The sequence below is a fragment of the Pseudomonas capeferrum genome, assembly GCF_013523055.1.
GTDB lineage: Bacteria > Pseudomonadota > Gammaproteobacteria > Pseudomonadales > Pseudomonadaceae > Aquipseudomonas > Aquipseudomonas capeferrum_A.
On sequence record NZ_JAAMQM010000032.1, the window covers coordinates 32263 to 54096 of the forward strand.

Here is a 21834-nt window from a genome sequence, read left to right on the forward strand (position 1 = left end):
GAGGCCTATTGCCATGATCGAACCCGGCATCTACAAAGACGTGATGGGCTCCTTCCCATCGGGCGTCACCGTGGTCACTACCCTCGACGCCGATGGCGGCATCGTGGGCATCACCGCCAGTGCGTTCAGCGCGCTGTCGATCGACCCGGCGCTGGTACTGTTCTGCCCCAACTATGCCTCGGACACCTACCCGATCCTGCGTGACAGCAAGCGCTTCGCCATTCACCTGCTGTCCGCCGACCAGACCGCCGAGGCCTATGCCTTCGCCGGTAAGGGCAAGGACAAGGCCAAAAACATCGAGTGGCACCTGAGCGAACTGGGTAACCCCTTGTTGCCCAAGGCCACCGCCATTATCGAATGCGAATTGTGGCGCGAGTACGATGGCGGCGATCATGCCATCATCGTCGGTGCGGTGAAGAACCTGGTCTTCCCTGAAAACCCGGTCACCCCGATGGTCTACCATCGAGGCAAGTTGGGCGCCCTGCCACCCTTGGGTTGATGGCCCTTCGCGGCACCCGTGGGAGCGTCGGTTCGCCGATGCGACTTGCCCGCGAAGGTGCCGCGGATCAGCCCCTGGATTCGCATTGGTTTTGGGGGCCGTGCCGTTCCGTCACCCTCGGTCACAGCCCCCTGTTTCTTTCCGGAGTACCGTACATGAGCAACGAGAAGTACGAAAAAGGCCTGCAGATCCGTACCCAGGTACTGGGCGAGGACTACGTCAACCGTTCGATCCAGAATGCCGACGAGTTCACCAAGCCCTTGCAGGAGATGGTGACCGAATACTGCTGGGGCCACGTCTGGGGCCGCGACGGCTTGTCGCTCAAAGAGCGCAGCATGATAAACTTGGCCATGATTTCCGCGCTCAACCGCCCCCACGAGCTCAAGCTGCACATCCGCGGCGCCTTGCGTAACGGCTTGAGCCGTGAACAGATTCGCGAAATCCTGCTCCAGGTCGGCATTTATTGCGGCGTTCCCGCGGCGGTGGACAGTTTCCGCCTTGCCCGCGAAGCGTTCGCCGAAGCCGATGCGGAGTCAACCCGTTAACCACGGGCTGTTCGAACCACTGCATGGAGCACCTCGGTTCGCGGTGCTCCATGGGTCATGGCGCAACAGCCTCATCAGAGCGCACCCAATGAAACGCCAGCCACTCGACGACAGCTTCAAGGTCAACCGCAATCCCGTCACCCTGCGTGAAATCGTGCTCGACAAGCTGCGCAGCGCGATCATGAACTTTCATCTGCTGCCAGGCGATCGTCTGGTCGAGCGCGACCTGTGCGATCGCCTCGGCGTCAGCCGCACCTCGGTTCGCGAAGCATTGCGCCACCTCGAATCCGAAGGACTGGTGGAGTTTGCCGACGCCAAGGGCCCGCGGGTCGCGATCATCACCCTGGAAGATGCCTGCGACATCTATGAGCTGCGCTGCGTGCTCGAAGGCCTGATCGTCCAGCTGTTCACCCTCAACGCCAAGGCCAAGGACATCCGTGCCCTGGAGCGTGCCCTCGAGGAAAACCGCGAGGCCCTGGAGGAAGGCGAGCTGCAGCAGGTGATCGACTCGGTGCAGGGGTTCTACGACGTCCTGCTCGAAGGCTCGGGCAACCACGTCGCCGCGACCCAGCTGCGCCAGCTGCAGGCGCGCATCAGCTACCTGCGGGCCACCTCGGTATCCCAGGAGAACCGCCGCGGCGCGAGCAACCGCGAGATGGAGAAGATGGTCGAGGCGATCAAGAGCGGCGATCCGCTGGCCGCCCACCAGGCCTCTGTCGACCACGTCCGCGCGGCGGCCAAGGTTGCCCTGGACTACCTGCGTCGCAAGCAGGGTGACACCGGTGAGGTGCGCGATATCGTCGTGCCCATTGCCATCAAGGAACCTCGCATAGGTCGCTGATCATGTCCATCGCCCCGCGCTATTGCCCACATTGCACCCACGAGCTCGCCAAGGGCACTCCAGCCGGGGATACCCACGAACGCCTGCATTGCACGGCCTGTGGCTACATCCACTACATCAACCCGAAGATCATCGCCGGCTGCATCATCGAGCGCGAGGGCAAGTACCTGCTGTGCCAGCGCGCCATCCCGCCGCGCCCCGGCACCTGGACCCTCCCGGCAGGTTTCATGGAAAGCGGCGAGACCACCGAGCAGGCGGCGCTGCGCGAAGTCTGGGAAGAAACCGGCGTTCGCGCCGATATCCTCTCGCCCTACTCGATCTTCAGCGTGCCGACCATCAGCGAGGTGTACATCATCTTCCGCGCGATCGTCACGGAAGAAACCGGGCAGTACGGGCCCGAGACTCTCGCCTACCGTTTCTTCGAGCCCGACGAGATTCCCTGGGACGAAATCTACTACCCGGCCATCCGGCAGATCCTGGAGCGCTACATCCTCGAGCGCCAGGCGGGGGTCTACGGGATCTACATGGGCAATGACGATACCGGCAAGGTGCACTTCATTCGCTGATCGGTTTCATTTCACGTCGATGGTGACCACCACGCCTGGCAGGTCCTCTGAAACGCGACCCTTTGGTGGAATATATTTCTACTTTAGATTTTTATTCCACGGTAGTACGCTTCTGGCTCAATCTTCTGCCGATAGGTGCGCTCGATGGTCTCCCCTTCAACTCCTTCGTCCTCATTGTTCGCCAGCATCCAGGACGCGCATGCAGCGCTTCGCCCACAGGTGGCTGTCACGCCTCTTGTACAGAGTCATGGACTGAGCAGCCTGTCCGACTGCGAGCTGTACCTCAAATGCGAGCATCTCCAGCACACCGGTTCGTTCAAGTTCCGCGGGGCCAGCAACAAGGTGCGTCTGCTGGAGGCGCGGCAGCGACCGCGGGGCCTGGTCACCGCGTCCTCGGGCAATCACGGCCAGGGCCTGGCGCTTGCCGGCCGTCAGGCAGGCGTCGCGGTCACGGTCTACGCAAGCGGTTCGGCTTCTCCCTTGAAGCTGGACGCGATTCGCGCCCTGGGCGCCACCGTGATAACGCTGGACCTCGACCCCCTGAGTGTCGAGTTGGAGGCCGCACGGCAGGCCCGGCTGCAAGGCGCGCTGTTCGTTTCGCCCTACAACGACCAGCAGGTCATCGCCGGTCAAGGCACCATAGGCATGGAACTGGCTGAGCAGTTGCCCGAACTGGATGCGGTATTCGTCGCTGTCGGTGGCGGCGGGATGATTTCCGGCATCGGTACCGCCCTGCGCCAGCTTGCACCGCGCTGCCAAGTGATCGGCTGCTGGCCGAGCAATGCCCCCACTCTGCAACGCTCGCTCGAAGCCGGACACATCATCGAGATGGAGGAACTGGAGACCTTGTCCGACGGAACCGCGGGCGGTGTCGAGCCTGACAGCATTACCTTCCCTTTGTGCCAGGCGCTCATCGATGCCACCGTACTGGTCAGCGAGGACGAAATCAGGGAAGCCATGAGATTGCTCGCGCACCATGAGCGCTGGATCGTCGAGGGTGCCGCCGGGGTGGCCTTGGCCGGAGCATTGCAGATGGCGAACCGGTATCGAGGCAAGCGCGTCGCCGTGGTTCTCTGCGGTCGCAACATCATGCTGGAGAAATTCCTCGGAGCCGTGCAATGAAGCACTACAGCCGCCAGCAGATAGAACAGACCATGAACCTGGCCAAGGCCACAAGGTTGCTCGAAGCCGGCTTCATCGCCTTCGCCCGAGGCCAGGTACAAGTGCCACCCGTGCAAGGCTTCGCCTTCGAGCAGGCCAACGGCGACTGCTGCGTGAAGTCCGCCTACGTCACGGGTGAAGATTGCTTTACCGTGAAGGTTTCCACCGGCTTCTACGACAATCCCGGCAAGGGCCTGGCGAGCAACGATGGTTTGATGCTGGTGCTTTCGGCCCTGACGGGTCAGCCCTTGGCGCTGCTTCAGGACGAAGGCTGGCTGACCGCGCTGCGCACTGCGCTTACCGGACGGATCGTCGCGAGCAGGCTGGCGCCAACGCAGGTGCAGACCATCGGCATCCTCGGCACCGGCATGCAGGCCAGGATGCAGCTGGAGCACCTGCTACCGGTCACCGCTTGCCGTCGAGTGGTGGTCTGGGGCCGCCGCCAATCGCAGCTGGACCTTTATCGCGTCTTCGCCGAGCACCTGGGATGCCACGTGGAAACCACCCTCGATGCCGAAGTCGTAGCCCGCAAGGCCAACCTGATCGTCAGCACCACGCCATCGCGTCACCCCTTGCTGCAGAGTGAGTGGATACGTCCGGGCACCCATATCACGGCGATCGGTGCCGACGCCCCCGGGAAGCAGGAACTGGATGCCGCATTACTGGCCAGGGCCGACCGCCTTTTCGTCGACTCCATCGAGCAATGCAGCCGCTATGGCGAAACCGCCCACGCGCTGGCTGGCGATCTGGTCGACAGACGCAAGCTGCTGGAGCTGGGCCGGTTGCTAGCGGGCGAAGCCCAAGGCCGAAGCGATGATCGGCAGATCACCGTGGCCGACCTCACCGGCGTCGCGGTGCAGGACGCCCAGATCGCGCGTTGCGCCCTGGAATGCTGCCAATCGGCCTAACCTTGCTTGAGCGCCTTCACGTATTTGTAGACGGTGGCCCGGCCCATGGACAGGACATTGGCCACGTAGTCGAAGGCGCTACGTCCCTCGAAGGCACCTTCGTGGTAAAGCGCCTCGACCAGCGCCCGCTTTTGCTCACGGTCAAGGCCGGACAAGCCCAGATGATGGCTGCGCAACCAATCGTGAAGAAAGGTATTGATGCGCTCCTGCCAGTCATCCCGGAACAGCGCTTGCGGCTGCGGGATCAGACGGCTGGCCTGGAAAAACTGCAGCAAGGCGTCCTTGGCCTGTTCGAGCACCGAAATGTTGAGGTTGATGCACATCATCACGTCCGGCTGGCCTTGATCATCAAGCAGGACGCTGCTGATCGAGCGGATCTTCTGGCCATCCCAATTGAGTTTCTCATAAGGGCCCAACGACAGGCTGAGTTCGAGGTCCGCCGGCAGGTCTTCGAGCGCGGACTCGTCACCGATCTTGCGTTTGGAAATGTTGTTGGCGATATAGGCGACCGACTGGCTGCGCAAGTCGTGCAGCACCACTTCGGCATGCGGAAACAGCAGTGCCGCGATGCAGTCGGCGATAGTCGTGTAATTCTGAAGACGCCGTGTATTCGGCACAGCCTTTGAACTCATGTCTCTTCTCGAAAACGGACAGCGAACCTTGGGTTCCGATGCGCGCTAGTGTACGACACAAAGCCGTTTCCCACGCGACTGCGTGGGACAGCGCCAAGACTGTCTGAGGCATAGTGGTGTCACTGCCGGCCCCATTGCGGGCAAGCCCGCTCGCCACTTGAGACTGCGGCGTCAAAGGCACAGTGGTATTGGACGCGAGCCTGGCTCAAGGCGTAGGCGATTGCTCAAGGCTCGTAGCCTTCGACGATGATCACTTGCGCCTTGGCCACCCCCTGCCGGAACTGGCAGGCAGTCTGATACTGCTCGGATCGATAGCACGCTATCGCCTGCTCATAGGACTCGAACTCGATCACCACGCTGCGTTGTGGCGTGGCTCGACCTTCCATGGCTTCGCTGCGTCCGCCGCGGGCCAGAAGCTTGCCGCCAAAGGCGGCGAACGCGGCTGGGGCGCGCTGGGTGTATTGCTGGTACTGCTCGGGGTCGGTAACGTCCACATGGGCGATCCAGTAGGCTTTCATCTGCCGCTCTCCTGTTGGAATAGGTTTTGTGTATGATGGTATACCACAAAAAATTTACCCGTACAGCGAGCGTGCAGCATGGCTTTCAACAGCATCGAAGAAATCCTCGAAGATTATCGCCAAGGCAAAATGGTCCTGTTGGTGGACGACGAAGACCGGGAGAACGAGGGCGACCTGTTGATCGCCGCCGAGTGCTGTGATGCCCAGGTCATCAACTTCATGGCCCGCGAAGCGCGTGGCCTGATCTGCCTGACTCTGACCGACGAGCATTGCCAGCGCCTGGGCCTCGAGCAGATGGTGCCGGCCAATGGCAGTGCCTTCAGCACGGCCTTCACCATCTCCATCGAAGCGGCCCAAGGCGTGACCACCGGTATCTCCGCCGCTGACCGCGCGCGTACCGTTGCCGCGGCCGTCGCTGCCGACGCGCGTCCGGAGGACCTGGTACAGCCCGGTCATATTTTCCCCGTGTGCGCCCGCGAAGGTGGCGTGCTGACCCGGGCCGGTCACACCGAAGCCGGTTGCGACCTGGCTCGCCTGGCGGGCTTCAGCCCTGCCTCGGTGATTGTCGAGGTGTTGAATGACGACGGCACCATGGCGCGTCGACCCGACCTTGAACAGTTCGCTCGGCTTCACGGCATCAAGATCGGCACCATCGCCGATCTGATCCACTATCGCCTGAGCACCGAGCAGACCGTCAAGCGCATTGGCGAGCGCGAGTTGCCGACCGTGCATGGCACCTTCCGTCTGGTGACTTTCGAAGACCGGATAGAAGGCGGGGTGCACATGGCGATGGTGATGGGTGAGATCCGCCGTGAAGAGCCGACGCTGGTCCGCGTGCATGTCATCGACCCCTTGCGCGACCTGGTTGGCTCGGAGTACGCCGGCCCTGCCAACTGGACCTTGTGGGCGGCCTTGGAAAAAGTCGCGGCTGAGGGCAAGGGCGTGGTCGTGGTCCTGGCCAATCATGAATCGTCGCAAGCGCTGCTTGAGCGGATTCCCCAGCTGACCCAACCGCCGCGCCCCTATCAGCGCGGGCAATCCAAGACCTATTCGGAAGTCGGGACCGGGGCGCAGATCCTTCAGGAGCTTGGCGTCGGCAAGTTGCGCCATCTTGGCCCGCCCCTTAAGTATGCGGGTTTGACCGGGTATGATCTGGAGGTTGTGCAGAGCATTCCATATGCGCCTTGATCGATATCGGGGCGGTCTGGTGTTGCAGTGTTCCCGTGTTCGGATACCACCTTCGTGGTCAGGCAACGAATGGCATTCGATTCTGAACGGTTTCGGATAGTGCTCCCATCACTATTGCGAAGGTTTGATGCCCTTGTATTGCCAGGCGAGTCCTGCGGCCTCGATCGCAGGGCAAGCCTGCTCGCCACTGGAGCCTGCGCAAGCCAGGATGTCGGTGGCGAGCAGGCTCATGGCTTGTACCGGACCGGTGGCGAGCAAGCTCATGGCTTGCACCGGACCGGTGGCGAGCAGGCTTGCCCTGCGATCGAGGCCGCAGGACTCGCCTGGCAATACAAACACCCACACGACGCGGTCTGCGTGGCTATTCAAAACCATCTGTCTCAGGTACTCAGGGCAGTCCATTATTCTGACCACCTATTCACCAGCTAGCCGTAATGCCGAATGCGAGCGACACCACCGGTCCCCAGCCGAATAAACTCTCTTGGAAAATCAGCCAGTTATCAACAGTTAAGCTTGGTCGCCCATGAACCCAGGCTTGGATGTCACGACAATCCCTCCTCCCGCCCCCTCCGTTCTGCCCTTTGGTCCAATGCTTGCAGTAGCAATATTCCCCTCTTTTTACCGCTCGAAGGCGCTTGCCAAAAGTTTGGAATACCATAATATGATATCCCGTAGACCTTAAATTGCAGGCCGGCACCTATAACCACAACGGCCGTACGACACTTTGTAGAAAGCTGCTCCCCGAACACAGGTGGGCGACAGAAAGCCCACTCGAATAACAAAGAATGAGGGCGTAACCATGCTGTTGAGCAAACGTGTAACCGCAGTGCTGTCCGCCAGCCTGCTGACCTTGTCATGCCAGGCCGCGCTGGCCGCTGACAGTCTCAACTTCGTCAGTTGGGGCGGTACGACCCAGGATGCGCAGAAGCAGGCATGGGCCGTGCCGTTCACCAAGAGCAGCGACATCAAAGTGGTACAGGACGGCCCTACCGACTACGGCAAGCTCAAGGCCATGGTCGAGAGCGGCAACGTCCAGTGGGACGTGGTCGACGTCGAGGCCGACTTCGCGCTGCGCGCCGCCGCCGAAGGCCTGCTCGAGCCGCTGGACTTCAACACGATCAAGCGCGATCGCATCGATCCGCGTTTCGTCTCCGACCATGGCGTCGGTTCGTTCTTCTTCTCGTTCGTGCTGGGCTACAACGAAGGCAAGCTCGGTACCAACAAGCCAGTCGATTGGACGGCCCTGTTCGACACCAAGACCTATCCGGGCAAGCGCGCACTGTACAAGTGGCCCAGCCCAGGCGTCCTGGAACTGGCCTTGCTGGCCGATGGCGTCGCGGCCGACAAGCTCTATCCGCTCGACCTGGACCGTGCCTTCAAGAAACTCGACACCATCAAGAAAAACATCGTCTGGTGGGGCGGCGGCGCCCAGTCGCAACAGTTGCTGGCCTCGGGTGAAGCATCGTTGGGCCAGTTCTGGAACGGCCGCGTCTACGCCCTGCAGCAAGATGGCGCGCCGGTCGGCGTGAGCTGGAAGCAGAACCTGGTCATGGCCGATTTTCTGGTCATCCCCAAAGGCGCCAAGAACAAGGACGCGGCCATGAAGTTCCTGGCCAACGCCAGCGGCGCCGAGGGTCAGGCCGAGTTCGCCAACCTGACCGCCTATGCGCCGGTCAACCTGGACAGCATCTCCAAACTGGACGAGAAACTCGCGCCTAACCTGCCGACCGCCTATGCACAGGACCAGGTCACTCTGGACTTCGCCTACTGGGCCAAGAACGGTCAGTCCATTGCTAACCGCTGGAACGAGTGGCTGGTCAAATGAAAGTCGCCATCAACGCCCAGCAAAACGCGCAAGGTGCCCCCACGGGCACCGGCGCACCCGGAGCGGCCGTGCCCCCTCCCTCCATGAGGCAACGCTGGCGCGGCAGTCGCAACCTGGTGCCCGCGCTGCTGTTCCTCGGTCTGTTCTTCTTCGCTCCACTCATCGGCCTGTTACTGCGCGGGGTGCTGGAGCCCGTGCCGGGACTGGGCAACTACGAGCAACTGTTCGCCAACTCGGCCTATGCCCGGGTCCTGTTCAACACCTTCTCGGTGGCTGGCCTGGTCACGCTGATCAGCGTGCTGCTCGGCTTTCCGCTCGCCTGGGCCATCACCCTGGTACCCAACGGCTGGGGCCGCTGGCTGCTGAACATCGTGTTGCTGTCGATGTGGACCAGCCTGCTGGCGCGCACCTACTCCTGGCTGGTACTGCTGCAAGCCTCCGGGGTGATCAACAAGGCGTTGATGGCCATGGGCATCATCGATGCCCCGCTGGAGATGGTGCACAACCTGACCGGCGTGGTGATCGGCATGAGCTACATCATGATCCCGTTCATCGTCCTGCCATTGCAGGCGACCATGCATGCCATCGACCCGATGGTGCTGCAGGCCGGCTCGATCTGTGGCGCCAGCCCTTGGACCAACTTCTTCAAAGTGTTCCTGCCGCTGTGCCGTTCGGGCCTGTTCTCGGGTGCCTTGATGGTGTTCGTGATGTCGTTGGGGTACTACGTCACCCCGGCCTTGCTCGGTGGCGCGCAGAACATGATGCTGCCCGAATTCATCGTCCAGCAGGTGCAATCGTTCCTCAACTGGGGCCTGGCCAGCGCCGCCGCCGCGTTGCTGATCGCCATCACCCTGGTGTTGTTCTACTTCTACCTGAAGCTGCAACCGGAATCCCCGGTCGGCAACGCGAGGTAAGCCGCCATGCTCCTGACTCCCAATGCCATGGGTCGCCCGCTGCGCGTGGGCCTGTACCTGACCACCGGGGTGATCGCGGCGTTCCTGCTGCTGCCGATCGTGTTCATCGTCCTGCTGTCGTTCGGCTCGTCCCAGTGGCTGGTGTTCCCACCACCGGGCTGGACCTTCAAGTGGTACGAGCAGTTCTTCGCCAACCCCGAGTGGATGGACGCGGCCCTGGCCAGCCTCAAGGTCGCCATCCTGACGACCATCTGCGCGGTACTGCTGGGTCTGCCGACGGCCTTCGCCCTGGTCCGCGGTCGCTTCCCCGGTCGCGACATGCTCTACGGCCTGTTCACCCTGCCGATGATCGTGCCGCTGGTGATCATCGCCGTCGCGGTCTATGCGCTGTTCCTCAAGCTTGGCTACACCGGCACGCTGTTTTCCTTCGTGGTCAGCCATGTGATCGTGGCCTTGCCGTTCACCATCATCTCGATCATCAACTCGCTGAAGCTGTTCGACCAGTCGATCGAGGATGCCGCGGTGATCTGCGGCGCGTCGCGTCTGCAGGCCATCTACAAGGTGACCTTCCCGGGAATCCGCCCAGGCATGATCGCCGGCGCCCTGTTCGCCTTCCTGGTTTCCTGGGACGAGGTGGTGCTCAGCGTGATGATGGCCAGCCCCAACCTGCAGACCCTGCCGGTGAAGATGTGGACCACCTTGCGCCAGGACCTGACGCCGGTAATCGCCGTCGCCTCGACGCTGCTGATCGGTCTGTCGCTCCTTGTCATGGTGATCGCCGCCGCCCTGCGCCGGCGCAACGAAGTCAGCGCCTGAGCGCCCGGAGACAACAACAATGAATGCAGTCAGCAAAGACCCCGCGCACGACAAGACCCTGGTCAGCCTGCGCGACCTGAACAAGCACTACGGCGATTTCGCCGCCGTCGACAACATCAGCCTGGAGATCCAGGACGGTGAGTTCCTCACCTTCCTCGGCTCCAGCGGCTCGGGCAAGTCCACTACCCTGTCGATGCTGGCCGGTTTCGAAACGCCGAGCAGCGGCGAGATCCTGGTCGATGGCAAATCGCTGGTGAACGTGCCACCGCACAAGCGCGACATCGGCATGGTGTTCCAGCGTTATTCACTGTTCCCGCACCTGTCGGTACGCGACAACATCGCCTTCCCGCTGGCCATTCGCAAGCTCGGCAGCGCCGAGATCGACAAGCGCGTCGATGCCATGCTCAAGCTGGTGCAGCTGGAAAAGTTCGCTCACCGCCGCCCGGCGCAAATGTCCGGCGGACAGCAACAGCGCGTGGCCATCGCCCGCGCACTGGTCTACGAGCCACGCATTCTGCTGATGGACGAACCCCTCGGCGCGCTGGACAAGAAGCTGCGCGAAGACCTGCAGGACGAGCTGCGCCAGTTGCATCGGCGCCTGGGTATCACCATCGTCTATGTGACCCATGACCAGGAAGAAGCCATGCGCCTGTCCCAGCGCATCGCCATCTTCAGCCATGGCAAGATCGTCGGTCTCGGTACCGGCTATGACCTGTACCAGAACCCGCCGAACGCCTTTGTCGCGTCCTTTCTCGGCAATTCCAACTTCCTGCGCGTCACGGCCAACAGCAACGGCGCCGCAAGCTTCGAGGGCCAGCCGCTGACCATCCGCCTGACTCCGGGCCTGGACGCGGGCAAGGAAGCCCTGATCATGGTGCGCCCGGAAAAAGCCTTGGCCCTGAGTGTCGAGCAGGCGTCTCGCGATCCGCTGCCCGCCGGTTGGAACGAGGTCAGCGCCAAGGTCGGCGAAGTCTTGTTCCTCGGCGAAAGCCAGACCTGTCACGTCGTGACCACAGGCGGTACCGAGATGACGGTCAAGGCGCTCTCGGCGGCAGGCATGCCGATGCAACCGGGGGATACCGTGAAAGTGCGCTGGGCCACCGCCGATGCATGCATCTACACCGAGTGGACGGAAAGCGACCTGAACAAGGCGGCGGGCGCGCATTGAGCGATACGCCGCGCGTCATGGCGGTATGAACGGGGCGCTGGCGACAGCCGCCCCTTTCGACAATTCCAGCGGGTCCGCACGGAAGCGGATACAGAACCGTCGAGCGACCTCGGACAGAGGTCGCAGGCAGGACGGTATCAGTCGGTCAGACCGACGTAGACGTTCTGCACGTCGTCATGATGGTCGATCGCCTCGAGGAACGCCTCGACCTCGGCCATGGCCTCGGCACCCAGGCCGGCAGCGCTGACCGGGTTCTTCGGGGTGTAGCCGATCTTCGCCGAAGTCACGGTGAACCCATGCTCGGGCAGGGCTTTCTGCACGCTGTCCAGGTCCGTGGTCTCGGTGACGAACAGCGTCGAGCCCTCCTCCTCGCCAGCTTCGAAATCCTGCGCGCCGGCTTCGATCGCCGCCAGCTCCGGATCCGCGTCGGCGTCGACCGGGATGGCCTCGATCAGGCCGACGTGGTTGAAGTCCCAGGACACCGAGCCACTGGCGCCCAGTTGCCCCTTGCGGAACGCCACGCGGATCTCGGCGACGGTGCGGTTGACGTTGTCGGTCAGGCACTCGACGATCAGCGGCACGCGGTGCGGCGCGAAACCTTCGTAGGTCACGGCGGTGTACTGGATGGTATCGCCATCGAGGCCCGCGCCCTTGCGGATGGCGCGCTCGAGGGTCTCGCGGGTCATCGAGGCCTTCTTGGCCTGTTCCACCGCCAAGCGCAGGCGAGGGTTCATGTCCGGGTCGGCGCCGGACTTCGCGGCGATCTGGATTTCCTTGGCCAGCTTGCCCATGATCTTGCCCTTGGCATTGGCTGCGGCTTCTCTATGCTTGGCTTTCCACTGTGCGCCCATGTCGACTCTCTTACGTTACAGATGCCGGTTCAGGAAGCGACCGGCGAAGTGGGTGCAGTTTATACGCCCTCTTTCCCCCAATCGACAAGAAATGACGCCATGAGGTGTTCAACGCAAGTCCGCGCGCCTGGTGCTCCGCCGTCATCCGGTGCGATGCCCTATGATGAAGTCGTCCGGCTTACTTCGAGGCTTCTGTCATGCCCTACCGTCTCGGCGCCGATGCCCTGCTCGTGCTGCACCTGGGCTTCATCCTGCTGGTCCTGTTCGGTGGCTTGCTGGTATTGCGCTGGCGTGGCGCCCTGTTGATCCACCTGCCGGCGGTGGCCTGGGGGCTGGCGGTCGAGTGCCTGCACCTGGACTGCCCGCTGACCGCGTGGGAGAACCGTCTGCGTGTCGCAGCGGGACAGGCCGGTTACCAAGGGGGCTTCATCGAGCACTACCTGTGGCCGTTGATTTATCCGGCCGGGCTGACGCCTCAACTACAGGTGGTCCTGGGCGCGATCGTCCTGGCGGTCAACCTCTCGGTCTACGGTTACCTGGCCTGGCGCTGGCGTCGCTAACGGGTAGCGACCAGGAACAGTCGCGGAAACGGCAGCAGCACCTTGCCATCCGAGGCCGGTGGGTAATCACGCCGCATGGCCTGCAGGTACAGTTGCAGGAAACTTGCCCGTTCCTGTTCCTCGAGTCGCGCGAGGTAGGGACGCAACGCGGATCCCTTGAACCATTCGACCACCGCCTCGGCCCCTCCCGACAGCGGATGGTGGTAGGTGGTCCGCCAGATATCCACACGGGCGCACAGCGGGCCGAGCAGATCGTAGTAAAAGGCGGCATCGTGCCGCGGCGGCAGCTTCAGGCTCGCCAGCCTGTCGGCCCAAGGGCCTTGGCCGGCGATTTCGCGCAAGCGCCGGTGGGCCGGCTCATCGAGGTTGTCGGGCGTCTGCACGGCCAGGCAGCCCCCATCCGCCAACTGCTGCAACAAGTGCGGATAGAGGTTGCGATGGTCAGGCACCCATTGCAGCGAGGCGTTGGCGAGGATCAACGCCTGAGGTTCCTCGGCCGACCACCCGGCGATGTCGCCAGCCTGACAGCGTACATGGGGTAGGCGCTGGTGCGCCTGGCCGAGCATGTCCTCGTCGCTGTCCAGGGCAGTGACCGACGCATCGGGATAGCGCCGCAGCAACACCTCGGTCGAGTTGCCCGGACCGCAGCCCAGGTCGGTCGCATGCGTTACCGTCTTCAATGGCACGGAGGCCAGCAGATCGCGTACCGGGCGGGTACGTTCATCTTCGAACAGCGAATACTGCGAAGCGGACCAGGTCATTGCCGGCTCCTTTTTGTGAATGTAGCGGTTGGGCCGCTTTGCACCCCTTCGCGGGCAAGCCCGCTCCCACACGTTGAGCGCTGAATTCAGAAAACTGCGCACTTCTTGTGGGAGCGGGCTTGCCCGCGAAGGGGTGCAAAGCAGCCCCAGTTGCAGATTGTGGGGCTTAACTGACTGGCATTAGCCATTGCAGGCTCCTTTTGTGTGCATGTGGCGGTCAGGCCAGGGCCAGTCGGTGAAGAATGATATTCGATGCGACTGCTGGCGGGCGGCCTTCGGCTTCTGGGATTTCATTGAAGCCGAAGGCCTATCGCGGGACAAGTCGCATCGGCGACCGCCGCTCGCCACCGGTATGCGGTGTAGCGAAACACGCGCTCGGTGGCGAGGGCTGCGATGCGCCGCGCGGACGGCGCTCGCTCCCAAAGGCGCTCTCACTGCTCGATTCGCGCCGGGCACTCCTGTGGCTCAGGCGCGCGATACCCGTTCATCAGGCGAATCAGGTCGTCGTTGTCGATCGGCCTGCTGAGCAAGAACCCTTGCACTTCGTGACACTGGTCGGCGCTCAGCAGCGCCAGCTGGTCGGCGGTCTCCACGCCTTCGGCGGTCACTGTCATGCCCATGGCATTGCCCAGGTTGATGATCGCCTGGACGACACTGCGATCGCTGTCGCTGCGACCCAGCGACTGCACGAAACGCTTGTCGATCTTGATGCTGTCGAAGGGATAGGTGCGCAGGTAGCCGAGCGACGAATAGCCGGTACCGAAGTCATCCATGTTCAGACGCACGCCCAACTCCTTCAGCGCGTTCATGGTATGCAGCGCGCCTTCCACGTCGTTGAGCATGACGTTCTCGGTAATCTCCAGCTCCAACCGATGAGCCGGCAGGCGCGTGGCGATCAATGCCTCGCGCACATCCCTGACCACATCGCTAAGGCTGAACTGTGCCGGTGACATGTTCACCGAGACCATCACCTCCAATGGCCAGCCGCTGGCTCGCAGGCAGGCTTCGTGCAGCACCCAGTTCCCCAGGTGCACGATCAGGTCGGATTCTTCGGCCAGGCCGATGAAGTCGTCCGGACGCATCAGGCCGCGCTCGGGATGCTGCCAGCGCACCAGCGCTTCCACCGAGGCGACGGTCGTGCCGTCCACGCAGAAACGCGGCTGGAAGTGCAGGACCAGTTCGCCACGCGGGATCCCCTCGCGCAGTTCACGCTCGAGGGCGCGTTTGTCCAGCAGCGCGGCGCTCATCTGCGTGGAGAAATACCGCCAAGTGTTCTTGCCCGCCTGCTTGGCGCTGTACAACGCCACGTCGGCGTAGCGGATGAGCTCCGAGGGACCGCCACCATGCTCTCTGGACAGGACCACGCCCAGGCTGGCGCCCACATGGACACGGTGATTCTCGATCTGGATAGGCTGCTGCAGGCTCTGGATGATGCGTGCGCAAAAGCGGTCCAGTTCTTCGCGCTGGCCTGGCTTGACCAGAGCCAGGACAAATTCGTCGCCACCCAAGCGCGCCACCAGGTCGCTGTCGCGCGTTGCCTGGCCCAGCCGCGCCGCGACCTCCATCAGTACCGCGTCGCCCGCCGGGTGACCGAGGCTGTCGTTGATCGGCTTGAAATTGTCCAGGTCGAGCACCAGCACGGCCATCTCGGTGTGCCCCGCTTCTTCGAGAAAGCGGAACAGCTTGTTGCGATTGGGCAGCCCGGTGAGCGCGTCATGCATCGACAGGTGCTGGATCTGCGCATGGGCCGCCACCTCGTCGGTAATATCGGTGCTGGTGCCACGAAAACCGACGCACAACTTGTGCTCGATGATGGCCCGCGCCGAGATACGACATGTGCGCGACTGACCGAGTTGATCGCGATAATGGCAACGCAGGCTCCCCGCAGCGCCGCTGGCAGCCAGACTGCCCAACCAGGTCTCCACGCGTTGGGTATCGCATTCCAGCAGGTCGGTGAGCGGCCGCAGCAGCCACTGCTCTACTGGGTAACCCGTGAGCTCGGCGAAGCGTGGCGAAAGATAGGTCAGGCGCAGTTGCGCATCGGACTCCCAGATCCAGTCCGAAGCCGCCTCGGCCACGGCCTTGAATCGTTCTTCGCTGGTTTGCAGGGCGGCCTTCGATTCGGCCAGGCGCTGGTGGCTGCGGTCGATGCTGGTGCTGACACGCATGGCATAGCGAGCGAAGACTGCCATCAGCGTGAGAATGATCAAGGCGGCAGCGGCCAGCGGCGGCCCAACGCTCCAGAGCAGTTCGCTGCCCGGCTGCGGTATGGTCCAGGTCAGTGCACGACCGCTACCTGGCAAGGGAATGTATCCGCGTCCCTTGGCGGGACTCTGTACGGCAGTCGTGGCGAAGCCGTGCAAGCCGACCGTGGCACCCAGGTCCTTGAGCATGACCGGGTCGAGCGCACGAATGAACACCAGCACTGTCTGTGACGCGGCCAGATGATGCGGCATGGCGAGAGGTTGGATCACTGCCGCCGTGAACAGCGCTGGCTGCCCATCGAACAACAAGAAGCCCACGGCTGCCTGCTCGGATTCGGAAGCCTGGGAGGCCTCGCGAGCACGCTGCAGGATGGTCGACGCGTGGCCGGTCCTGCGCTCGAGCGGTACATCGCTCAATTGCCCCTCGAAAATGGCATAGCGTGTGCCGCTGTCATCAAGGACGTACACCCCCTCGTAGCCGTCGGACGTGAAAAGCGTCGGGCCGACATTATCCTCATCGAAGGCCCAGCGCTGATCGATTCGTCCCACCAGATGGTCGTAGGCCGATTGCCAGACCGCGTGGCTGAGCAGGTAGACCTTTTCGGATCTTTCCAGTTGGGTCAATGCCGAGTCGGCATAGAAATGGCTGGCTCGAACCTCTCGCTCATTCAAGGTACCGGCGATGCGGTAGAGCGACACTGCGCCAATCACCAAGGCCAGGGCAAGCAGCCCGGCAAACCCCACTATCAGTTGGCGTACCACATGGCTGCGGGTCGACGTACCGTTGCCCAAGGATGCATCCATTGCGTCACTACCTTATCCGGGTTTTCAGACAATTGACCCCTGCCTCCTGCGGTTGATCACCGCACCTGACGATCGGGCACCTGGCGTGGGACCTCTGTACTGTGCAACTGGGTCATCGAAGCCAGCCGTATGGCGGTATTGGCCGCGCCATAGCCACTGTATCCGCCATTGCGCTGGACGATTTCGAAGAAGAAACGCGCCTCGAATGGCTCGGTGAAAGCATGCAATAGCTCTCCACCCTGGGCATCGCGGTCGTAAAGCACGTTGCAGCGGGCCAGTTGCCGCAGGAACGCTTCGTCCAGGTCGTATCGAGCCGCCAGATCGTCATAGTAGTTGCGAGGGATGTTCAGCAACGCGACACCCGCCGCGTGAGCCCTTGCCACCTCCGTGAAGATGTCTTCGCAGGCAAAGGCGACATGCTCGAGGCCAGCGCCGCGGTAGCGAGACAAGGCATGAGCGATGGCGGTTTCGCCTTCCTGCGAGACGCTCAACGACAGGCGTACAAAGCCGCAGGGGCTGCGCAAGGCACGGCTTCTTACCAACCCGTAAGGGTCGGACGCTACCGTTTCGTCTTCGGTCAGGAAGCCGATCAGGCTCTTGTAGAACAGTGCTCCACTGCCCAGCGACTGGGCGGGCAACGCCAGGGCCAGATGATCGATGCGCCGAAGCGTGCCGGTGGGCTGCGCATCACCGTCGAGGATGAAGTCAGGATCAACGCGCCTCTGGCTTGCGGGCGCTTGTTGGACGAGGTGGATCAGGCTGCCGTCCGGCGCACGCAGTGAAGGGGCTTCATGCTGATCGGGGCCGCCCGGAGCGTCATGAATCTGTGCACCGTACTCACGGGCACGCTGCACGGCGGCCACGGAATTGTCGACCCGTAGCGTGGTGGCCGACAGGGAGGGTCCATGAGCGTCGAAGAAATCATGCGCGAAGCCATCGGGTTGGCTATTGAGGAGGATATTGATATCGCCCTGTCGTAGCAGTCGAACGTCTCGCGTGCGGTGCCGCCCGGCCTGGGCAAAGCCGAGACGTTCGAGCCAGCCCCCCAGGCGACGGCCCAGCGTCGGGTCCACGGCGAACTCGAGGGATTCGATACCGTGACAGGCACTGGCCGCGGCTGGGCTGAAGAGCAGCCCTGACGCCACCGCCCCGCCCCGCTGCCGCAATTGCGAATGGCACTGTTCTTCGAGATGCAGCAGCGAGCGCAGGCCATCGGCAGCGTTCTGGCGCGCGGGCGCGGCGCGAAAACCATCGTTGAAGATTTCCAGCGACAATGGCCCCTGGTAGCCCGTCTCGAGGATCGGCGTCAGGAAGCCCGGCATGTCCATTTCTCCCTGGCCAGGAAAACAGCGGAAATGACGGCTCCATTCGGCGACCTCCATGTTCAGCATCGGCGCGTCGGCCATCTGCACGAAAAAGATCTTCTCGCCGGGTATATCCCGGATGGCTCCGGGGTCCCCCTTCAGCGCCAGGGTATGGAAGCTGTCGAGAACCATGCCCAGGGCGGCGTGATCGACGTGACGCACCAGATCCCAGACCTGTTGCCAGGTATTGACATGGTGCCCCCATGCCAGCCCTTCATAGCCGACCCGCAGACCACGGGTGCCAGCGCGTTCGGCCAACTGATGCAGGTCTTCGACCAGCACCTCGTGCTCGCCCGAGGCATCGGCCTGAGTATTGCTGCACATGAGCATCAGATCGACGCCCAAGGCCTGCATCAGGTCGAATTTGCGTTCGGCGCGGTCGAAGTTCTTGCGCAGCTGCTCACGCGGGCAGCCTTCGAAATCCCGAAACGGCTGGTACAGGGTGATGGCGAGGCCCAGGTCGTCGCAACGCTGGCGGACCTCGCCTGGGCTCCCCCAATAGCACAGCAGATCGTTCTCGAAGATCTCGACACCATCGAATCCGGCGGCGGCGATGGCCTCCAGCTTTTCTGGCAGGGTACCGCTCAGAGAGACGGTGGCGATGGAGCGATGCATGGGGAAGTTTCCTTGTCAGAGGGCCGGCGCCTGGCAGGCGCGGGGCCAGGTGATGGTCGCTGCCGTGTTGATGTGGATGCGCCACTACAGGCCGGACAGTAGGCCGTGACGCGGTGGTTCAGACATTACTTTGTACGAAGTAGTTAGTTGTTGGTTCAATACGTGTCCTTTGCCACGCACGACACGTCCGTAGTGACAGCAGAACGCATCCCTGGCGCCAGCAGGGCTGCCCGGCACGATGCATGGCCGGTCAACTACAAGAATGGAGACAACCATGGCCCACGCCAGCCCCCAAGCCAGGAAAGCAACCGCCAGTGGTTGGATTGGCTCGGCTCTCGAGTACTACGATTTCTTCATCTATGCCCAGGCGGCGGCGCTGATATTTCCGCAGGTGTTCTTTCCGTCCGATGATCCCAAGATGGCCATCATCGCCTCGCTGGCCACCTTTGGCGTGGGCTACCTGGCGCGTCCGGTCGGCGCCGTCGTGCTGGGGCACTGGGGCGATACCCGAGGACGCAAGAACGTCCTGGTGCTGTGCATGTTCCTCATGGGCCTGTCGACCCTGGCCGTGGGCCTGCTGCCCACCTACCGCGACATCGGCATCATGGCGCCGATCCTGCTGGTGATCCTGCGCCTGGTCCAGGGGTTCGCGGTGGCCGGAGAGATAGCGGGTGCGAGTTCCATGATCATGGAGCATGCGCCGAGCGGTCGGCGCGGCTACTACACCAGCTTTACGCTGCAAGGGGTGCAAGCAGGGCAAGTCCTGGCGGCGGCGGTCTTCCTGCCCCTGGCCTATTTCATGCCCGCAGATGCCTTTGCCGCATGGGGCTGGCGCATTCCCTTCCTGATGAGCGCGCTGGTGCTGCTGATCGGTTTCATCATCCGCAGGGAAGTCCACGAGACACCCGCCTTTGTCCAGGAAAAGACCCAACGCAAGGTGCCTTCGTCACCCATCATCGAAGCCCTGTGCCACAGCTGGAGACACATGCTGCTGGTGATGGTCATGGCGCTGATGAACGTGATTCCCGTGGTGGCTACCGTGTTCGGTGCCGCCTATGCCGTGCACCCTGCCTATGGGGTGGGCTTCGACAAAAGCGTCTACCTGTGGATCTCCGTGGTCGGGAACATCGTCGCGATGCTGGTGATTCCGCTGGTGGGCGACCTGTCTGACCGCATCGGTCGACGTCCGACCATGATCGCCGGGTGCCTGGGCTCCGGGTTGCTCGCCTCCGTCTATCTCCAGGCCATCGGTCTGCAGAGCGTGCCGCTGGCCTTCGCGGCGTCGGTCCTCATGTGGGGCTTGATGTACCAGGGTTACAACGCGGTCTTCCCGAGTTTCTACCCCGAGCTGTTCCACACCCGCTATCGGGTCTCGGCCGTGTCCATCGCGCAGAACAGTGGCAGCATGCTTACCGCCATGCTGCCCGCGGTGTTCGCGACCCTCGCGCCGCCTGGGTCGCACGATATTCCCCTGGTGATCGGCGGGCTCGCCTTGTTCATCACCAGCTTGAGCGCCATCGCCGCCTACCTGGCGCCGGAGACCCATCGCCTGGCCATGGAAGACTTGGGCAACCCGAACGCCAAGCCGATGCCCAAGCAGACCTTCGATCAGCCACCTGGCGCAGCCTGAATACGGCACAATGCCTGTGCCACCTCACACCTGGTGCAGTGGAGCGCTACATCCTTCAGAGAACCTCATGAAACTCAGCACGCCACTGTCCGGAGTCAACCAGCCGCTGCGCGGCATCGCCTTGGTGGTGACGGCCACCTTCCTGTTCGCCAGCCACGATGGGTTGTCGAAATTCCTCGGTGGCGTCTACCCGGTGATCATGGTCGTGTGGGCGCGTTACCTGGTGCACACCTTGCTGATGGCCGGGATCTTCATGCCGCAGGCCGGCCTACGGGTCCTGCGCACCCAGAGGCCGCTCTTGCAGACGCTTCGCGCCTTGTGCCTGCTCAGTACCAGCCTGTTGTTCACCGCCGGCTTGCAATACCTGCCCCTGGCGGAAGCTACTGCGGTCAACTTCCTCGCTCCGGTGCTGGTGACGGCCTTGTCGGTACCACTGCTCAAGGAGCGGGTGACCGTCGGCCAATGGGTGGCCGTGATCATGGGTTTCATAGGCGTGCTCATCGTGGTGCACCCAGGCGGCGCGATGTTCACCCCGGCGATTCTCTTCCCGCTGGGCTCGGCCCTGGGGTTCTGTTTCTACCAGTTGCTTACCCGCACGCTGGTCGCCCATGACAGCCCGACCACCAGCAACTTTTTCGCCGGGTTGTGCAACACCCTGATCATGAGCGCATTGGTGCCCTTCTTCTGGGAAACGCCACGCTGGGAGCATATTCTGCTCATGCTGGCATTGGGCGGCTGTGGGATGACCGCCCATCTGCTACTGACCCAGGCCTTCCGCCATGCCGCGCCGGCCTTGCTCGCTCCCTTCAGCTACTGTCAGATCGTCTTCGCGGGATTGCTGGGGCTGATCGTCTTCAGCCAGGCACCTGACACCCTGAGCCTGGTCGGTATCGCTGTCATTTGCCTGAGCGGGCTGGGTGCCGCCTGGATGCAGCGCAGGCCCTGAACCAGCGTCGGACCGCGCGACCAAGCGGCAAGACCGCTGGCTCGGTCTTCGCCTCAAGGGCCCACCTTTGATAATATTCCCCGCCCCATATCCTGTTGACCAAGACTTGCGCGGTGGTTGGCAACTGTATGTCCATATGAGAAGGGGTGGTATTATCGACTCATCCCTAAAATGATCTTCGGGTACTCACTGAATACGAACAAAAGGCTCCAGCCCCTCAAGCGGTCTGCTGGCAAGAAGTAGTGGCATCATGCCTTCTTTCAGTGATTACCGTGACCTTGTCACAGAAAATCCATTGACTGGGAAGAAGAATGGCTACTGGGGTAATGCCAATCAATTAAGAACAACACTCGACTTTCAAAAGCTGGAGGTTATCTTCGGCTTCTGAATCTTCTGGGAAGCTCAAGGCCTCGTCACTGCGACGTTCGAGAATGCCGGCGAGAATCCGTCCGTGTTCTTCATAGGTCAGCGTGACACGTGGGCCCTGGGTGAAGTCTAGACGACGAATGATGCGGATC

Annotated in this window: 21 protein-coding genes and 1 pseudogene; 14 read left to right on the top strand and 8 right to left on the bottom strand. The window is 62.6% G+C overall.

All coding sequences use genetic code 11. The features are described from left to right. Window positions 1-13: 13 nt before the first annotated feature. The 6 genes from G7009_RS25765 to G7009_RS25790 all read left to right on the top strand — a co-directional run bounded on the left by G7009_RS25765 (window position 14) and on the right by G7009_RS25790 (window position 4520). Window positions 14-499 (top strand): flavin reductase family protein, encoded by a 486-nt coding sequence (locus G7009_RS25765; protein ID WP_181133070.1) that lies wholly within the window; start codon window positions 14-16, stop codon window positions 497-499. A 155-nt stretch (window positions 500-654) separates the two neighbouring features. After that, window positions 655-1044, top strand: a complete 390-nt coding sequence (locus G7009_RS25770; RefSeq protein WP_181133072.1) for a carboxymuconolactone decarboxylase family protein — start codon at window positions 655-657, stop codon at window positions 1042-1044. A gap of 88 nt (window positions 1045-1132) precedes the next feature. Beyond that, window positions 1133-1885, top strand: a complete 753-nt coding sequence (locus G7009_RS25775; protein ID WP_181133073.1) for a GntR family transcriptional regulator — start codon at window positions 1133-1135, stop codon at window positions 1883-1885. Window positions 1886-1887: 2 nt separating this feature from the next. Continuing rightward, window positions 1888-2451, top strand: coding sequence for an NUDIX hydrolase (locus G7009_RS25780; RefSeq protein ID WP_181133075.1), 564 nt, complete (start codon window positions 1888-1890; stop codon window positions 2449-2451). Between the two features lie 144 nt (window positions 2452-2595). Then, window positions 2596-3573: a threonine/serine dehydratase gene (locus G7009_RS25785; RefSeq protein ID WP_181133077.1), complete on the top strand. Its 978-nt coding sequence runs from the start codon at window positions 2596-2598 to the stop codon at window positions 3571-3573. Next, complete coding sequence (locus tag G7009_RS25790; protein WP_181133079.1) at window positions 3570-4520, top strand: ornithine cyclodeaminase family protein; 951 nt, start codon at window positions 3570-3572, stop codon at window positions 4518-4520. Before G7009_RS25785 ends, G7009_RS25790 begins: the two co-directional genes overlap by 4 nt. On the opposite strand, the gene G7009_RS25795 is transcribed toward G7009_RS25790, so the two are convergent. Together G7009_RS25795 and G7009_RS25800 are read right to left on the bottom strand one after the other, a co-directional pair. Then, entirely contained in the window at window positions 4517-5152 is a 636-nt protein-coding gene (locus G7009_RS25795) for a helix-turn-helix transcriptional regulator (RefSeq protein ID WP_181133081.1), read from the bottom strand. The two genes, G7009_RS25790 and G7009_RS25795, sit on opposite strands and share 4 nt — an antisense overlap. A 224-nt stretch (window positions 5153-5376) precedes the next feature. Beyond that, window positions 5377-5670, bottom strand: coding sequence for a DUF1330 domain-containing protein (locus G7009_RS25800; protein WP_181133083.1), 294 nt, complete (start codon window positions 5668-5670; stop codon window positions 5377-5379). A gap of 78 nt (window positions 5671-5748) precedes the next feature. Between G7009_RS25800 and ribBA the strand changes: the two genes are divergently transcribed. Further along, window positions 5749-6858 (top strand): bifunctional 3,4-dihydroxy-2-butanone-4-phosphate synthase/GTP cyclohydrolase II, encoded by a 1110-nt coding sequence (ribBA, locus tag G7009_RS25805; RefSeq protein ID WP_181133084.1) that lies wholly within the window; start codon window positions 5749-5751, stop codon window positions 6856-6858. Between the two features lie 111 nt (window positions 6859-6969). Here ribBA and G7009_RS25810 read toward each other — a convergent pair whose 3' ends face one another. Further along, window positions 6970-7122, bottom strand: coding sequence for a hypothetical protein (locus G7009_RS25810; protein ID WP_181133086.1), 153 nt, complete (start codon window positions 7120-7122; stop codon window positions 6970-6972). A gap of 535 nt (window positions 7123-7657) precedes the next feature. Between G7009_RS25810 and G7009_RS25815 the strand changes: the two genes are divergently transcribed. Genes G7009_RS25815 through G7009_RS25830 form a run of 4 tightly spaced genes read left to right on the top strand, consistent with a single transcriptional unit; the run spans window position 7658 to window position 11581 of the window. Further along, the gene (locus tag G7009_RS25815) at window positions 7658-8683 is read left to right on the top strand and encodes an ABC transporter substrate-binding protein (protein WP_181133088.1); all 1026 of its coding nucleotides are present in this window, start codon (window positions 7658-7660) and stop codon (window positions 8681-8683) included. Further along, window positions 8680-9597, top strand: a complete 918-nt coding sequence (locus G7009_RS25820; protein ID WP_181133090.1) for an ABC transporter permease — start codon at window positions 8680-8682, stop codon at window positions 9595-9597. The genes G7009_RS25815 and G7009_RS25820 overlap by 4 nt, the downstream gene beginning before the upstream one ends. Before the next feature lie 6 nt (window positions 9598-9603). Beyond that, window positions 9604-10413 (top strand): ABC transporter permease, encoded by an 810-nt coding sequence (locus G7009_RS25825; RefSeq protein WP_181133092.1) that lies wholly within the window; start codon window positions 9604-9606, stop codon window positions 10411-10413. 19 nt (window positions 10414-10432) lie between these two features. Then, window positions 10433-11581: an ABC transporter ATP-binding protein gene (locus G7009_RS25830; protein ID WP_181133094.1), complete on the top strand. Its 1149-nt coding sequence runs from the start codon at window positions 10433-10435 to the stop codon at window positions 11579-11581. A 137-nt stretch (window positions 11582-11718) separates the two neighbouring features. Here the strand turns inward: G7009_RS25830 and G7009_RS25835 are convergent, their stop codons facing one another. Then, on the bottom strand, window positions 11719-12432 hold the full coding sequence (locus G7009_RS25835; protein WP_181133096.1) for a YebC/PmpR family DNA-binding transcriptional regulator: 714 nt from the start codon (window positions 12430-12432) through the stop codon (window positions 11719-11721). 197 nt (window positions 12433-12629) lie between these two features. On the opposite strand from G7009_RS25835, the gene G7009_RS25840 reads away from it, so the two are divergent. Next, a complete protein-coding gene (locus G7009_RS25840; protein WP_181133098.1) occupies window positions 12630-12992 on the top strand; it encodes a DUF2784 domain-containing protein in 363 nt (120 codons plus the stop codon). Here G7009_RS25840 and tam read toward each other — a convergent pair. The 3 genes from tam to G7009_RS25855 all read right to left on the bottom strand — a co-directional run bounded on the left by tam (window position 12989) and on the right by G7009_RS25855 (window position 18740). After that, window positions 12989-13753: a trans-aconitate 2-methyltransferase gene (gene tam / locus G7009_RS25845; RefSeq protein ID WP_181133099.1), complete on the bottom strand. Its 765-nt coding sequence runs from the start codon at window positions 13751-13753 to the stop codon at window positions 12989-12991. The genes G7009_RS25840 and tam overlap by 4 nt on opposite strands. Before the next feature lie 431 nt (window positions 13754-14184). After that, the gene (locus G7009_RS25850) at window positions 14185-16761 is read right to left on the bottom strand and encodes a bifunctional diguanylate cyclase/phosphodiesterase (protein ID WP_181133100.1); all 2577 of its coding nucleotides are present in this window, start codon (window positions 16759-16761) and stop codon (window positions 14185-14187) included. A 56-nt stretch (window positions 16762-16817) separates the two neighbouring features. Continuing rightward, window positions 16818-18740 (bottom strand): bifunctional sugar phosphate isomerase/epimerase/4-hydroxyphenylpyruvate dioxygenase family protein, encoded by a 1923-nt coding sequence (locus tag G7009_RS25855; protein ID WP_181133102.1) that lies wholly within the window; start codon window positions 18738-18740, stop codon window positions 16818-16820. Window positions 18741-19014: 274 nt separating this feature from the next. On the opposite strand from G7009_RS25855, the gene G7009_RS25860 reads away from it, so the two are divergent. Beyond that, window positions 19015-20370, top strand: coding sequence for an MFS transporter (locus G7009_RS25860; RefSeq protein ID WP_181133103.1), 1356 nt, complete (start codon window positions 19015-19017; stop codon window positions 20368-20370). 67 nt (window positions 20371-20437) lie between these two features. Then, a complete protein-coding gene (locus G7009_RS25865) occupies window positions 20438-21316 on the top strand; it encodes a DMT family transporter (RefSeq protein ID WP_181133105.1) in 879 nt (292 codons plus the stop codon). Between the two features lie 337 nt (window positions 21317-21653). On the opposite strand, the pseudogene G7009_RS27935 reads toward G7009_RS25865, so the two are convergent. Then, window positions 21654-21834 (bottom strand): annotated as a pseudogene (locus tag G7009_RS27935) (GntR family transcriptional regulator); the annotation flags it as partial.